The organism is Streptomyces sp. PA03-1a (assembly GCF_033792805.1).
GTDB lineage: Bacteria > Actinomycetota > Actinomycetes > Streptomycetales > Streptomycetaceae > Actinacidiphila.
The window spans coordinates 47,151-62,358 of sequence record NZ_JARAVO010000005.1; the positions used below are offsets into that span (position 1 = coordinate 47,151).

General features: G+C 69.1%; 12 protein-coding genes. 11 read left to right on the forward strand and 1 reads right to left on the reverse strand.

The features are described from left to right. Positions 1 to 226: 226 nt before the first annotated feature. Complete coding sequence (locus PV341_RS02020) at positions 227 to 1,297, forward strand: alpha/beta fold hydrolase (RefSeq protein ID WP_500356506.1); 1,071 nt, start codon at positions 227 to 229, stop codon at positions 1,295 to 1,297. 147 nt (positions 1,298 to 1,444) lie between these two features. Here PV341_RS02020 and PV341_RS02025 read toward each other — a convergent pair whose 3' ends face one another. Further along, positions 1,445 to 5,302, reverse strand: coding sequence for a S8 family peptidase (locus PV341_RS02025; protein ID WP_500356508.1), 3,858 nt, complete (start codon positions 5,300 to 5,302; stop codon positions 1,445 to 1,447). A 597-nt stretch (positions 5,303 to 5,899) separates the two neighbouring features. On the opposite strand from PV341_RS02025, the gene PV341_RS02030 reads away from it, so the two are divergent. The 10 genes from PV341_RS02030 to PV341_RS02075 all read left to right on the forward strand — a co-directional run bounded on the left by PV341_RS02030 (position 5,900) and on the right by PV341_RS02075 (position 15,159). Then, positions 5,900 to 6,118 (forward strand): PLD nuclease N-terminal domain-containing protein, encoded by a 219-nt coding sequence (locus tag PV341_RS02030; RefSeq protein ID WP_500356509.1) that lies wholly within the window; start codon positions 5,900 to 5,902, stop codon positions 6,116 to 6,118. 606 nt (positions 6,119 to 6,724) lie between these two features. Continuing rightward, positions 6,725 to 7,249: a cupin domain-containing protein gene (locus tag PV341_RS02035; protein ID WP_500356510.1), complete on the forward strand. Its 525-nt coding sequence runs from the start codon at positions 6,725 to 6,727 to the stop codon at positions 7,247 to 7,249. Between the two features lie 150 nt (positions 7,250 to 7,399). Then, entirely contained in the window at positions 7,400 to 8,242 is an 843-nt protein-coding gene (locus tag PV341_RS02040; RefSeq protein WP_500356512.1) for an alpha/beta fold hydrolase, read from the forward strand. 387 nt (positions 8,243 to 8,629) lie between these two features. Then, complete coding sequence (locus PV341_RS02045) at positions 8,630 to 9,736, forward strand: metal-dependent hydrolase family protein (protein ID WP_500356513.1); 1,107 nt, start codon at positions 8,630 to 8,632, stop codon at positions 9,734 to 9,736. Between the two features lie 626 nt (positions 9,737 to 10,362). After that, positions 10,363 to 10,581 (forward strand): hypothetical protein, encoded by a 219-nt coding sequence (locus PV341_RS02050; RefSeq protein WP_500356515.1) that lies wholly within the window; start codon positions 10,363 to 10,365, stop codon positions 10,579 to 10,581. Positions 10,582 to 11,228: 647 nt separating this feature from the next. Next, on the forward strand, positions 11,229 to 12,053 hold the full coding sequence (locus PV341_RS02055; RefSeq protein ID WP_500331969.1) for an isocitrate lyase/PEP mutase family protein: 825 nt from the start codon (positions 11,229 to 11,231) through the stop codon (positions 12,051 to 12,053). Between the two features lie 59 nt (positions 12,054 to 12,112). Next, the gene (locus PV341_RS02060) at positions 12,113 to 12,760 is read left to right on the forward strand and encodes a nitroreductase family protein (protein ID WP_500331970.1); all 648 of its coding nucleotides are present in this window, start codon (positions 12,113 to 12,115) and stop codon (positions 12,758 to 12,760) included. A gap of 52 nt (positions 12,761 to 12,812) precedes the next feature. Continuing rightward, positions 12,813 to 13,730: an NADP-dependent oxidoreductase gene (locus tag PV341_RS02065; protein WP_500356517.1), complete on the forward strand. Its 918-nt coding sequence runs from the start codon at positions 12,813 to 12,815 to the stop codon at positions 13,728 to 13,730. A gap of 107 nt (positions 13,731 to 13,837) precedes the next feature. Next, entirely contained in the window at positions 13,838 to 14,221 is a 384-nt protein-coding gene (locus PV341_RS02070; protein ID WP_500331972.1) for an MmcQ/YjbR family DNA-binding protein, read from the forward strand. Between the two features lie 50 nt (positions 14,222 to 14,271). Further along, on the forward strand, positions 14,272 to 15,159 hold the full coding sequence (locus PV341_RS02075) for an SDR family oxidoreductase (protein WP_500356519.1): 888 nt from the start codon (positions 14,272 to 14,274) through the stop codon (positions 15,157 to 15,159). Positions 15,160 to 15,208: the final 49 nt, after the last annotated feature.

A 15,208-nucleotide genomic window follows, 5' to 3' on the forward strand; every position in this document is an offset into this window, starting at 1 on the left:
CCGAACATAGGAGCATATGCTCTTACATGTTCCTCGTATGCCAGGCGTGCCGCATGCAGGGACGCAAGGGGGCTCGTACCGGCGCAACGTCACGCCATCGGGCACTGCCGGCACCCCACCCCGTCGCCGGGCGCCTTGCCCCGCCGGCGTCGTCTGATCACCACCGCAAAAGGAACCGAGTGTGAACCCCTCTCCCATCGAACCGCCCGGCCCAGTTGGCCCCGGCATGTCGTCATCGCGCCCGGACCAGCCGCCGCGCCAGGTCTCCCGGCGCGCTTTCGTCGGCGGCGCGGCAGCCGTCACTGCCGGTCTCGCGCTCACCGGTGTCTCCGCTCTGCCCGCCACGGCCGCTCCGCGGCAGACCCCGAAGGGCTTCGGATCCGTGTCCGGTGTTCCCGGGCTCCCGGCAGGGTTCCGTCGGACGTTCACCAGCCGGCTCATCCAGGCCGGTGGCATACGTCAGCACGCCGTCGTCGGCGGCGACGGGCCGCCCCTGCTCCTGATACACGGCTGGCCGCAGAACTGGTACGCCTGGCGCCTGGTCATGCCGGTGCTGGCGCGGAACCACACGGTCATCGCCGTGGACCAGCGCGGCATCGGGCTGACCGACAAGCCCCGCGACGGCTACGACACCGCCACCCTCGCGAACGATCTGGCCGCGCTGATGGACACCCTCGGCCACGAACGCTTCGCGGTGGTCGGCCATGACACGGGCATGCCGATCGGCTACGCGCTCGCAGCGGACCACCCTCACCGCGTCGACCGTCTCGCCGTCGCGGAAGCCGTCATTCCCGGTGTGACGCCCTCGCCGCCTCTGCTCGGCCCCGCCCAGGCCAACAACATGCTCTGGCACTTCCCCTTCAACCGGCTCGACGACGTCAACGAGCTCCTGGTGGCAGGCCGGGAGGACGTCTACTTCGGCTGGCAGCTCGACACCAAGGCCGCGCGAAAGCTGCCCGACTACGCCATCCGGTACTACATCGAGTCCCTCACCTCGCACCGTCACGCGCTGGGCGGCAGCTTCGGCTGGTACCGCGACCTCGACACCACCTTCGCGCAGAACGCCGACCGCGTGAAGCGACGCCTGACCATCCCCGTCCTCGCCATCGGTGGAGCGCAAAGCGTCGGAGAGGGAGTGACGACCACCATGAAGCTCGCGGCAGACGACGTGCAGTCCCTGGTCATCCCGGGCAGCGGCCACTGGGTTGCCGAGGAGGCCCCGCAGGAACTGCTGGCGGCACTCACCGCTTTCCTGGCCCCCTACCGCGCCACCGCCGCGGCGAGGAACCGCAGGTAGGCGCCGCAAGGGCGACCTGGACCGTCTGTCGCGTGGTCGATGTCCCGCGGGGCCGCATGCGCTTCTGACGGGGTGCGGGTGCCGGGGCTCACATACACCGGCACCCGCCGCGACGTCACGAGGTACTGGTCAGCGTTGCAGTCCCTGTCACCGTGCGCCGCTGTGCAGGTAGGCGCGGTCGACCGTCTGCCGGACGGAGTTGCCTGCCGCGTCCTTCGCAGTCACGCGCAGCGTCACGTACGCGTCGCCGTGCACCTTGGCCGGCCGCTGCACGGTGGCGGTGAAGCCGCTGCCCTTGGGGGCCGTACGTGCCGTGGTCCAGGTCTTCCCGTCGTCGTAGGAGGTCTCGACCAACAGCCGCACGCCGCGCGGCGCCGCCATTCCGTCCTGCATCCGGACGTTGAGTCCCAGGTTGTGCGTGCGCTGCGAGCCGACCGCGTTGCGGGCGTCGACCGGCACGGCGTAGTCGACCTGCAGCAGCGGCAGCAGCGTCGTGTCGGCGGCGGCACCGGAGCGGAACGTCCACGAGGTGCGGGTGCCGGCGCCGAAGCGCCAGTCGTCCGACACCCGGGTGGTCTCCAGGTCCAGCCGGTACTCGGCGTCGCCCGCGGGCACCTCGATGTCGCCCCACGCGCCCTGGCTCGACTCGGCGATCTGCTGTCCGTCGCGGTAGAGGACCGCAGTGGCGGTGTCGTCCACCGGGTCCGCTCCGGCGCCGCGGGCGCCCGCTCCTCTGCCCCAATCGATGACGTTGAGCTCGTAGAGCGACCAGTGGCCGGTGCCGGAGTCGTTGAACTCCGGAACGAAGACGGACATGGTGTTGCCCTTGCGCACCGACGGCCAGGGCGCACCACGCGGGATCGACGGACGGACCACGGCCCCGAACCACCGCTCCGCCGCCCGCTGACCGGGCCGGTAGGTGCGTGGCAGGTCGCGCATGCCGACCGAGAGCGTGTTGTCGGGGTTGTCGACCACGTTGTGGTGCACGACATGGCGCCACAGCGTGTCCCCGCCGGTCACGTACTCCACGCGCTCCCGGCCGTTGGGGACGTAGCGGCTGTACTGGTTCCAGGCGGTGTCCTGGTACGGACGCCACCCGAAGCGCTGCTCGCTCGCCCAGGTCGAGGCACCCGTGCGGGTGTAGGTGCTGCGGACCACGGCGCTCTCGCGCGCGGAGACGGTGTGCACCAGGTTCTTGGGAACGAAGCCCTTGGACACCTGCATCACGTCGTACAGATACGGGCTGCGCACCGTACCGGAGAACTCCACGGTGGTGGTCCGCTGCTTGACGAGCTTCAGCAGGGCCGCCCCCTCCTTGAAGGAGATCCGTACGGTGGGCAGTGCCATCCGCTCACCGTCCGGACGCCACCGTGTCCAGGAGAGCTCGCCCTCCGGCCACGCCAGCAGCAGTGCCTTCGCGCCTGCGGTCTCCGCGGCCCGGGCCAGCGTCCTCGTGTCGTCGGCGATGGAGAGGACCTGTACGACGGCCACCTTGCCGCGCGCGCCACGGAAGTCCGGAGCCGCGGACGTGCCGGCGTCCACGGCGGTCAACCGGGCGCCCTTGTCCCCGAAGACCTTGGAGTCCAGTTCGTAGTAGGGGATGAAATCCAGGGAGCTGCCGGTGACCTTGACCCGCAGTTGCGGGGCCACCATCTGCCAGCGCGAGTTGAACTCGAAGGTTCCGTCGGTGACCGGCGCGGTCGTGCTGACGTAGAGCCGCTTGACGATGTCGAACATCATGTGGCCCTGGATCAGGCCGTTGCCGTCGATCACGCGGTGGAACGTGGTGCCGATGATGCCGCGCTGCTCGGCGGGCCGGGGGGTGCGGATCTTCACCTCGGTGACCTTGGAGGCGTCAAGCGTCGCTGTCATGTCCTTGGTGACCTTCACCTCGGGGTTGACGAGCTCGCCCGCCTCGAAGCCGTCCTCGACCTGTTCGAAGAAGCTACCGCTGATCTGGTAGGTGCCCTCTTCCACCTCGGCGGTCGCCGTGTCCCTGTCCGTGTACGGCACGAACCCGTCGCCGGACCCGTAGGAAGGACCCCAGATGTTCGGCAGCGTGCCGGGCACGACCCGGCCCTGCCGGTCGCGGTAGACCACGGTCAGCCGGTGCGTCTTGCCCCGCACCTTGAGGGAGACGGTGGTGTGGGCGAGAACGGTGCCGTCCGTGGACTTCGCGGTGACGTAGCCGTAGTAGGTACCGCGGGCGGTCGCGCGGGCGGCGTCGGTGCTCAGCGGCACCTCGGCCGTGGCGCCGGGGTCCAACTGCACGGTCTTGGAGCCCAGGGTGACCGCGCCGTCCGCGAGGGCGCGCCCGGTGGTGGTGGCCAGATCGACGGCCAGGGAGAGCGTCACCGGCTTGTCGCCGGTGTTGGTGTAGCGCACGGTCGCGGCCCGCCGGTTGCTGCGGGTCGCTCCGGCCTGCAGTTCCGGGAGCATGACGGTGCCGGTGGCGGTGACCGGGCCCATCGCGGTGGCCAGGTCGATGCGGCCGCCGCCCTGCTCGGTCACCTTGGTGCCGGCCACCGTGTGCGAGGTGCTGACCAGGGCGTCCTTGATCTGCTGCGCCCCCCAGTCCGGGTGCTGCTGGGCCAGCAGCGCGGCGGCGCCGGCGACGTGCGGGGTAGCCATCGACGTGCCGGACGCGGAGGTGTAGTCGGCGTCGACCGGGGTGCCCATGGTGGTGCCTGAGGCGCGGGCGGCCACGATGCCGACACCGGGAGCGGTCACGTCGGGCTTGACCGCCCCGTCGCCGGCGCGAGGGCCGCGGCTGGAGAAGGGGGCCAGCGAGTCGTCGCGGTCGACGGCCCCGACGGTCAGCGCCGCGTCGGCCGCACCCGGGGAACCGACCGTGCCCGGACTCGGGCCCGCGTTTCCGGCGGCGATGACGAACAGCGTGCCGGTGGAGGCGGTGAGGGTGTTGACGGCCTGGCTCATCGGGTCGGTGCCGTCGGAGGCGCTCTCCGAGCCGAGGCTCATGTTGACGACCTCGGCGTGCTCGTCGGCCGCCCATTCCATGCCGTCGATGACCTGCGACTCGGTGCCGTAACCGTTGTCGCCCAGTACCTTGCCGACCAGCAGGTCGGCCTTGGGCGCCACGCCGCGCCGCGTCCCGGCGGACGCGGCGCCGGTGCCGCCGACGGTCGAGGCGACATGCGTGCCGTGACCGAAGCGGTCGTCGGTGTTGCCGCTGCCGGAGAAGTCCTTGGCCTGGGCGATGCGCCCGGCCAGGTCGGGGTGGGCCGCGTCCACACCGGTGTCCAGGACCGCCACCCTCACGCCTTGGCCCTCGTAACCGGCCTTCCAGGCGGTGGGCGCGTTGATCTGCGCGGTACTGCGGTCCAGAACGGCCTTGACCTTGCCGTCCAGCGAGATCCGCGGAGCGACCGCGGCGCGGGCGGCGTCGGAGGGCCCACCAGGGTTCAGCGTCTTCCAGAACGCACCCAGGTCGTCGCCGGCGACCCGCAGCGAGCGGGCGCCGATGCTGGGCAGGTTCCGGGCGGGCGTGGTGGGCGCGTGGAACGCCACCAGCCGGTCGGCGGTGTCCGCGGCGGCCTTGGCCGCACGCGCGGTCCCTCTGGTCCCGTCCGCTGCGGGCCGGGAGGCGACGATCAGCGGCAATGCGGAGGCGTGGGCCTGGTCGTAGCCCTGGGCGATCAACGCCGTCACGTCGAACAGCCGGCGGTCCAGCGTGCCGGCGGTCAGCAGCGCCTCGGCGTCGGACGGCACCACCGTGAGCGCCTTGTCGTCCCCCTCCAGCGTCCTGAAGGAGACGTGCTCGCGCCCGGGCCCGCGCCGCACCGAGGCGGTACGCCTTCCGTCGGGCAACGAGGTCACGGTCACCAGGTCGCCGGTGAGCAGTCGCACGGTGGCGGAATCCGCCTTCGCGCGCTCGACGAATCGCGCCTTTCCTTCCGCACCCGTACCGGCGGAGGCGGACGCCACACCGCCGACCGTCACCACCAGTACGGTCGATATCGCCGTCGATAGACGGAACCATGACATCCGTCAGACACCTTTCATTCAGAGCCAGTTCGTGAGCTGCACGACAGAATCAGTGGTGTCCCAGCACATGTCACTGGTATCCGCATGTCGCGGAAGCGACATGTCCCAACGACGACATGGCCACGGGGCGGCGCGGTGGCGACACGATCCGGCCGGTCGGCGTCTGCGACGGCGGGCCGGCGGACGACTCCCCGGCACCCCGGCCCGAAGGGCCGCATCGCCGGCCACGTTCGCTTCGGCGCCCACGAGTTGGCCAGGGCGTGGGGCCCCAGGGATGCTCCGTCTCCTGCCGGGCGCCGCGCTTGGCCGATGGCACGCAAGCGCTCCTTCGTCAGCAAGCCCCGCCGCACCCGTCACATTGGCGGTGGCTGTCTCGTCCACCTGAGGAAGTGGCAGCGGAGCGAGCCGGCGGATCGCGCCGCCCGGCCAACTCCTGACCGTATTCGCTCAGGGGCAACGAAGTTGCCTGGCTGCGCACCGAGCCAACCGTAACGATCACAGGAAGGGCGGAATCATCGTGACCACAACTACCGGGCATGACAGGGGATCTGCCGGACTGCCTGCGGTAATCACTGCTGCGGCACAGGAGATAACCCCGTGACGGCAGTGCTGGAATGCGCGATATACGGGATAATCGCGGTGTTGTACATCTATGCTCTGGTTGACTGCATAAGGACCCCCGAAGCCCGCATTCGCATACTGCCCAAGGCGGGCTGGGTCGTCATCATGGTCCTGACCCCGCTCCTGGGCGCCATAGCCTGGCGGAACCTGGGCAAGCGGTCCCTTCCTGTCGAAGGCCGGCCCTCCACGGACTGAGCTCGGTCGCTCGCCGCTCCCTGCCGGGTCGCAGCGCCGATCACACCCTTCGCTCATGACTGCGACCAGCACGGCCGCTTCGCGGCGGACGGCGGGCTGTCGCGCCTTTGCACGGCCCACGCCGTGTCCGCGGAGGGGTGACGAAGGCGCCGGGCAGCGCTCCGAGTCATCCGCCTCGCAATCACAATGAACCGAAAGGCCGCGAATGGAACTCCGTAAGGTAATTGTTAGGGTCGGTTGGGGCGTTGCCGGGCTCCTGTGCGACTTTGCGATCAGTTACGGGGTCATACCTGCTTCATGGGACGGAACTCGGTGCGAGATTGCTCGTGACGCGTGACCCATCACGGCCGCCCGCGACCGTTGCGGGAATGCCTTGATCCCGGGGACTCCGGACACGGGGTTTCCCTCCGCGATCCAGATGTGATCACTCCGTGCATCCCCCCGCGGAACAGGGCTGTTGGCGGGTCGAAGGCACTCCCCTCCACCGAAGCGCCTGACGCTCCGCCTTCCCGGCCGGCGACATGCCCGGTTTCGCGATGCGTCACAGGCCCGGACGGACGGCTGTGACGCCTTCCATGTCAATCCCAGCCAGACTTCGAGGAACCGATGACCTTTTCCTTGGCCGATCTCGACTCACACGACCCGCACTGGAACAAGCGCGGCGCGCTCCATGTGCCGTCAGGCAAGGGCCCGACGGTGTGGGCCGCGGGTGACGTCTACACGATCAAGGCCACGGGTGCGCAGACCAACGGCGGGATGGGCTTCATCGAGGCCACGGTTCCGGCCGGCGGCGGACCCGTTCCTCACGCGCACCCCGAGCAGGAGGAGACGTTCTACATCCTCGACGGGGAGTTGGAGTTCCTCGACGGGGACCATCTCTTCACCGCGGTCGCGGGCGACTTCATTCACATCCCCCGGGGGGTCCGTCACCGCTTCAAGAACAAGGGCAGCCACGCCGCAAGGATGATTTTCATCTTCACGCCTCCGGGCCTGGAACAGATTTTCGTCGATCACGCCCTCCCCGCCCGGCCCGGTGAGGGGCCTCCGTCGGTCATCGACGACGACCAGCTCGCCCGGTTCGACATCATGGCCGGGCTGGCGAAGTCGATCATCCTTCCGGAACCCTCCTGACTCCACACCACCCACGGCCCGACCGCGTTGCGGCAAACGAGGGCCGGGTGCTCGTCATGCACGGGGGCATCCGCCGGCAAGGCCGGCGTTCAACCGGTCATGGCCCGACCTCCGGGCAAGTGACCGCCATCGCACACAGGAGAACCAAGCATGCTCGAAGGATTCGAACACGGCTACGCCGACGTGAACGGCACCCGGCTGCACTACGTCACCGGAGGCGAGGGCGAGCCGCTCGTCCTCATGGACGGGTGGCCGCGCACCGTGCACGCTCTGCGCGAACTCCTCCCCCCACTGGCGCAGCGCTTCCGCGTCATCGCCGTGGACTACCGCGGGCAAGGCGCGTCGGAGAAGCCCGCCGGCGGCTACGACAAGAAGAACATGGCGCAGGACGTCCACGAACTGATCCGCGGCCTGGGCCACGAGCAGGTCAACATCGCCGGCGGGGACATCGGGGCGATGGTCGCCTACAGCTTCGCCGCGAACCACCCCCAGGCCACGAAGAAGCTCGCCATCTGGGAGGGCGGACCCTTCTCCCAGATATTCCTCGACGTCATCAGTCCCTTCCCCACCCCGGAACAGCCGAACGCCTGGTGGTATCCGCTGAGCCAGGTCGACGGCCTGCCCGTCAAGCTGCTGGCGGGACGGTTCCGGCACATCATCGACTGGTCGACCGAGCACCTGGCGCTCCACCCGGAGCGGATCAGCGAGGAAAGCCGTGCCGTATACGCCGCGGCTTACGACGCGCCCGAAGCGGTGGCCGCGGCCTTCGGCGTGTACCGGACGTTCCACCAGGACCTGGCCGACAACAACTCCTACCCGCCGCTGACGATGCCGGTCCTGGGGCTGGGTGGCCAGTACGTCGCCGTGGTGCAGGCGATGATGGAGGGCAAGGCCACCGACATCCGCTACGCCACCATCGCCGACAGCGGCCACTACATCGCCGAGGAGCAGCCTGCGGCGCTCGCCGCCGAGCTGGAGAAGTTCTTCGGCTGACGCCCCCCACGCTCACGGCGCATTGCCACACCAGTGGGGGCAACGTCGTCTTCTTGACGAGGCGCAGACCTTGCGAGGGCATCGGGCACGGCGGCACCAGCCTCACAGGCGGCAGTCCTCACCGACCATGCGTCCCGGGCGGCGAAGCATCGCCTGGTCAAGGAGCGGCCCCCGCACTGCCGAATAGGGGCCGTCGGCGGGGCTCCCGTGCGAACCCCTTCGTCGACCTGGCAGGAGTCGAATCCCGCATGTGCCGAGGCGCCGAGCGACCCACGCCTTCCGATCGGAGAAATACTGTTGAATTCCTTTGCCCTGCATGCCGGTTCGATGTTCGACGGATACACCCTGTCGGGTCCGGCCACTGTGCATGTTTCGGGGGACCGTATCGTGCGCGTCGACCGAACCGGCGCGCTGCCCGCCGACGGCAGCGAGGTCATCGACTTCGGCGTCTCGGCCTGTCTGCTGCCCGGCCTGATCGACACTCACGTCCATCTCGCCTTCGACGCCGGACCGGACCCCGTGACGTCCCTGGTCTCCGCCTCCGACAGTGACCTGCTCGCACACATGCGGGCCGCCGCCCAGTCCGCCCTACTGGCTGGCATCACCACGATGCGCGACCTCGGCGACCGCGGCTACCTCTCGCTGACTCTCGTGGAGGAGTTGACCGAACACCCGGAGCAGGGTCCGGAGATCCTGGCCGCCGGCCCCCCGCTGACCACGCCCGGCGGCCACTGCCACTTCCTCGGCGGCGAGGTCGAGGGCGCCGAAGCGCTCCGTGCCGCCGTCCGCGAGCGTCACACCCGCGGCTGTTCCGTCGTCAAGATCATGGCCAGCGGCGGCCACATGACACCCGGTTCGGTACCGCCGCACGCATCCCAGTACAGCCTGGACGACCTGCGTGCCGTCGTGGACGAAGCACACCGCCTCGGGCTGCCGGTGGCTGCCCACGCCCACGGCATCCAGGCCATCAGGGACGCCGTTGAAGCGGGCGTCGACAGCCTGGAACACGTCTCCTTCCTCAGCGCCGACGGCGTCGCCACCGACCCTGACCTCATCGACACCATCGCGAGGAAGGGCACCTTCGTCAGCCTGACGCTGGGCCTGGCCCCCGGACAAGCCGTGCAGCCGCCCAAGGCCATGACCGCACATGCCATGTCCGCACATGTCAACAGCGTCTTGGACACGTACCGCAACCTGCACAAGCACGGCACGCATGTCGTCATCGGATCGGACGCCGGCATCGGGCCCTGGAAGCCCCACAACGTCCTCCCCCACGGCGTGGCCGACCTCGCCCGGCTGGGCGTCGCGCCGCTGGACGCGCTCAGGTCCATGACCAGCTTGGCGGCCCGCCTGTGCCGCGTCGAGGGCCGCAAGGGCCGCATCTCCGCCGGTGCCGACGCGGACCTTCTCGTCGTGGGCGGCGACCTTGCGCATGATCCCGCAGCCGTCCTCGACGTACAGGCGGTCTTCCGCGCCGGTACCCGCGTGCGGTGAGCTGACGGTCTTCCGCCGGACCGACCTCTCCAACATCCGGCCGACGCCGCTCGCCGAACGGACAGCTAGCACCGTTCGCCTGCGAGCGGCAACCGGCCACCACCGCCCACCAGCCAAGACGACGCGGCACCTTGGCCAACGTTCAAGGACTGGCTGCCGCGCAACCGCGCCGGAAGAGGCCTTCCGGGTCCCCCGTGGCAACGTTGCCTCGACAAGGCGAGGTCGTATCTGGTCATGCGACGGCACCGGCACCGGCTACTCCTCCGCGCTGCTGTGTCACCGCCTGTGAGACGACCTGGTCACCTCTGTCGAAATGGACCCAGCGGTTGCGGGCGCGGCCGCAACCACGCCGGCCACCCTCGGCCACGCCCCCGGCCTGATCACCGGCGACGGCCTGGCCGGACACAAGGACGCCGCCCCGCACGACCGGGTCATCGCCACCTGCGGCGCCCTCACCATCCCAGAGCGGTGGCTCCCAGACCCGCCCAGGGCGGCCAGATCCTGGCCGCCCTGGGCGGGTGGATGCACTCCTCGGAACTGGCCCGCCTCACCGTCCACGACGACGGCAGTGCGACCGGACGGCTCCTGAACGGGCAGGTTTCCTGCATGCTCGCCCGCACCTGGGCATGCTCCCCGTCACCGACGGCGGCACCGTCATCGACGCCAGCATCCTGGACGACTGGGCTGCCCGGTTCGTGGCCGAGACCACAGCACCCGGGGCACAACGGCTCGACCTCGGCACCCAAGGCCAGCTGCTCGTGGACACCGCCGCCGGGAGCCGGGCCCTGCTCCAGCCCGGTCCGCACGCCTGGCGGGTCCGCCAAGGCGGCCCCGAACGCATCTGAGACCCCATCGAAGACCACCTCCTACGGTGGCGCCACGACGGATCCCCCGCCCTGAACCGGTTCCGCACGACGCTCATGCGCGCCGAAAGCCATAGCCGCACCGGAGCTGAGCTGCCCCTGACGGCGAGGCGGCACCAAGAAGTCCCGGTGCTGCGTCACACGGGGTTCCGCCGCGGTTTCCGTACGTGACCACGCTTCCCCGACGGGCGAAGGCGGCCCAGCGATGCGTGACCACGAGAGGACGTTTTCGTCCACTGATTCCAGGGCCTCACCCGCCACAGATGGGGACTAGCCGCACAGAAGCCAGATGCCTCGCCAGGATGAGAGGACTATCTGGTCCGAAAAAGTCGCCGATCTGCGGTACGTTTGGAGAAGGCGGTTCCCTGCGGACAGCCAAGCAGCGTGGCCTCACGAGGATCTCCAGGGCGGTAGGCACCATGCATGCAGGCGTCGACTTCTCAGTGCTCGGCCCAGTCCGGCTGCACAAAGAGGGGGGCGAGGCCGGAGCCGGCCAGCCGAGGCACAGCGACATCCCCGCTGCCAACTCGGCCGGTACGCCCGGCTGATTGCCGGGACCCCGTCGAGGCTGCGCACACAGCCGGTGAACCCCTCACCGCCCCAAAGCGATCACTCGGGAAAGGTTCGATATGCCGGGCTCCGACCTCTACGAGAAATTCATGGCGCTGCACACCCGCGACGGCGGCCTCGTCATGCCGAACGCATGGGACGGCCTGTCGGCGCTGATGCTGGCCGATGCCGGCTTCGAGGCGATCGCGACGTCATCGGCGGCGCTCGCCACCACACTCGGCCGGTCCGACGGGCGTCACGAAGTCACCTGTGGTGAGCACCTTGAGCATGCGCGGCTGCTCGGCCGTCTCACCGGGCTGCCCGTCAACGGGGACTTCGAGGACGGCTACGGCGACACGCCCGAGGACGTCGCTGCCACCGTGGAAGCCGCCGTCGAGTCCGGCCTGGCCGGTATCGGGATCGAGGACACCTCGGGCAATCCCGATCAACCGATCCGCGACTTCGACGAAGCCGTCGACCGCATACGGAGCGCCGTCGAGGCTGCCAAGGGGCGCATCGTCGTCACCGGCCGCACCGACAACTTCATCCAGGGGCGGCCCGATCTCGACGACACCATCCGGCGTCTGACGGCCTTCGCGGAGGCCGGCGCGGATGTGCTCTACGCCCCCTACCCACCCGACCTCGACGCGCTCGTCGCGATCGTCACCGCCGTCGCGCCGACGCCGGTGAACGTCCTCGTCTCGCCGGCGGACAAGGTGCTGACCGTCGCCGAACTGCAGAAGGCCGGGGTCAAGCGCATCAGCGTGGGTCCAGCGCTCTACACCCACGCAATGGAGGCACTCGACCAGGCCATTACGGCTCTCGTCGCGGGTGACCTCAGCACCGCGACGACAGGAACCAGCTTCGACCGCATCGGCGAACTAATCTCCCGCGGATCGAACTAGCCCAGACCCTGCGAATCACCGCTCCTCACCCACTCATCGCAAGAAAAAGGCATATTCCCATGAACCTCGATAAGCTCATGAACAAGCATCTCACCAGGTATTTCGATCCCAGCAAGACCATTCCGGGGGAAACCCTTCAGCAGCTGCTGCGGTTCCTGCGCTCCGCGCCGTCATCGGTGAACGTACAGCCCAACCACTTCTATGTCCTCGCCACGCCCGAAGGCAAGGAGCGGCTCGCCGACAACCTGGGCGAACGATTCCGGGACAACGGCGAGAAGATCCTCAACGCGTCGCACACCATCATCCTCACCACCCGGGCAGATCTGCCCGACACCCACCTCGAGGCGGTGTTCGCAAAGGAGAGGGCCGATGGCCGGTTCCCTGATCCATCCAAGCAGGAGCTGTGGGAATCCATGACCCGGGACTTCCTCAACCTTCGCAACTACGGCTACAAGGACCTGAACCACTGGATGGAGAAGCAGACCTACATGGCGGTGGGCCTGACCATGATGGCGGCCGCCGAACTCGGCGTCGAGGCCACGCCGCTGGAGGGGTTCGACCCGACCAGTGTCGACAAGGCCTTCAAGATCCGCGAGAGGGGACACACCACGACGGTGCTGCTGGCCCTCGGCTACCCCGACCCGGAAAGGGTGTACACCACCCCGATCTCACGCTTCGACCCGGACCAGCTGTTCACCTTCGTCTAAAAGGCCGCCCGGAAACCAAAACCCACCACACCTACCAGGAAGAGCCATTTCGATGAAAGCCATTGTGGTCACCGACCCGGCCGCCGGAACGGCCGGAATGACGCTGACGGAGCGGCCTGAGCCGCTCGCAGCGATCAACGACGTCATCGTTCGGATCCATGCGTCGGGCTTCGTCCCCACAGAGATGGAGTGGCCGTCCACCTGGGCCGATCGCGCCGGCCGTGACAAGACCCCGTCGATCCCCGGCCACGAGCTGGCCGGAGTGGTCAGTGCTCTCGGCTACGGCACGACGGGGCTCTCGGTCGGGCAGCGGGTGTTCGGCCTCGCCGACTGGCACCGCGACGGCACCCTCGCGGAGTACGTGGCGATCGAAGCACGCAACCTCGCACCGCTGCCAGGCGACGTCGACTTCACGGTAGGCGCGTCCCTGCCGATCTCAGGTCTGACCGCGTGGCAGGGCCTGTTCCAGCACGGCCGCCTCCAGGCCGGTCAGACCGTCCTCGCCCACGGCGCAGCCGGGGCAGTCGGGACGATGGTGACCCAGCTCGCGCGTGAAGCCGGCGCCTACGTCATCGGCACCGGACGCTCCGCCGACCGCGACAAGGCCCTCGACTTCGGCGCGCACGAGTTCGTCGACCTCGAGAACGACACGCTGAAGGACGTCGGCGGCGTCGACCTGGTCTTCGATGTCATCGGTGGCGACGTCCAAAAGCAGTCCGCCGCCCTCATCAGGGCCGGAGGAACACTGGTGTCCATCGTCGGCCCCGTCGAAGCACGGCCCGCCGACGGCCTGGCCGTCGACTTCGTCGTCGAAGCCGATCGCCTCGCACTCGGCGAGATCGTGCAGCGGGTGCGGGACGGACGGCTGCGGACCAACATCGGCGACGTCGCGAGCCTCGACGATGCCATCGGCGCCCTCAATCCGACCACCCGGCGCCTCGGGAAGACCGTCATCCGCGTCCTCCCGTAGGTGGTGGACGGCCACCGTCCGAGCGGCAGGTCATGGTCCCGATCCACGCCACGGCCATCGGTCACCGACCGGCGCAAGGACCCGAACCGACAGAGGAGTCAATCACCTTGGACGGACAGGAACTGCAGAAGATCGCGCGCGACTACACCGCGGAACTACCCGGCACCGACCAGGAGCGTCGTTTCGGCCCCGACTGGGAGCTCCACAAGGTGGGCGGCAAGGTCTTCATGCTCATGACCGATATGCCTGGACGCCCCGTCCTGATCCTGAAAGCCGATCCTGACGACGCCACAGCCCTGCGTGAGCAATACGCGGGCATCACCCCCGGCTACCACATGGACAAGAGGCACTGGATCACGGTGGAAGGCGGAGACGCCATCGACGACAAGCTGGTGAAGGAACTCGTCACCGACTCCTACCGTCTCGTGGTCGGCGGGCTTCCCAAGTCCAAGCGACCCGTGGATCCACACACTTACGACCGCCACGCCTGACCCCTACCCATCCTGCGACGCAGTGTCGCAGCAGTCATCTGGAGCCTCCCATGCGCGTTTTCGTCACTGGCGCCAGCGGCAGCATCGGCTCCGCTGTCGTTCCCGAACTCATCACGGCTGGTCACGAGGTCCTCGGCCTCGTCCGCTCCGATGCCGCGGCTACGGCCGTCGCCGCCGCCGGCGGGACGCCGCTCCGCGGCGACCTCACCGACCTCGACAGCCTCCGTGCCGGCGCCACGCAGGCCGACGGTGTCATCAACCTGGCCTTCAGCAACGACTGGAGCAACTTGGAACAGGGCATCGACGAGGAAGCGCGCGCCGTGCAGACCCTCGCGGCCGCACTCGAAGGCAGTGGCAAGCCGTTCGTGCATGCCGGCCTCACGCCGATGGTGCCGGGCCACACCTCCACCGAGGAGGACCGCGACACCACCAACGGTCCGGTCGGTGGCCGCGGCCGCACTTCCGACGCGGTGTTGACCCTGGCCGCCCAGGGCGTCCGATCCTCTGTCGTGCGGCTGCCGCGCTCCGTGCACCAACGCGGGTCGACATTCGGCTTCTGCTCGGTGCTCATCGCCGCCGCGCAGAAGACGGGCGTGTCAGCGTACGTCGGCGACGGCACACAGCGGTGGCCGGCGGTCAACCTGCTTGACGCGGCCCGGCTGTTCCGCATCGCACTCGAGGACGCTGCGCCGGGCACGGTCCTGCACGCGGTGACCGACGAGGGCGACACCATGAGGTCGCTGGCCGAGGCCATCGGCGGCGTTCTCGCGGTCCCGGTCGAGTCGGCGCCGGCTGAGGGCTTCGGCCCCATCGGTCACGTGTTCGCCCTTGACATGCCATCGTCGAGTGCACTGACCCGGGAACGGTTCGGCTGGAAGCCCACCCACCCACGCCTGATCGACGACCTCGCTGCCGGCGACTATCCCGCCCTGGGCTGAAATCCTCGGGATGCCGCCGGACCGGACAGGGTGAGCGACTACTGACCTT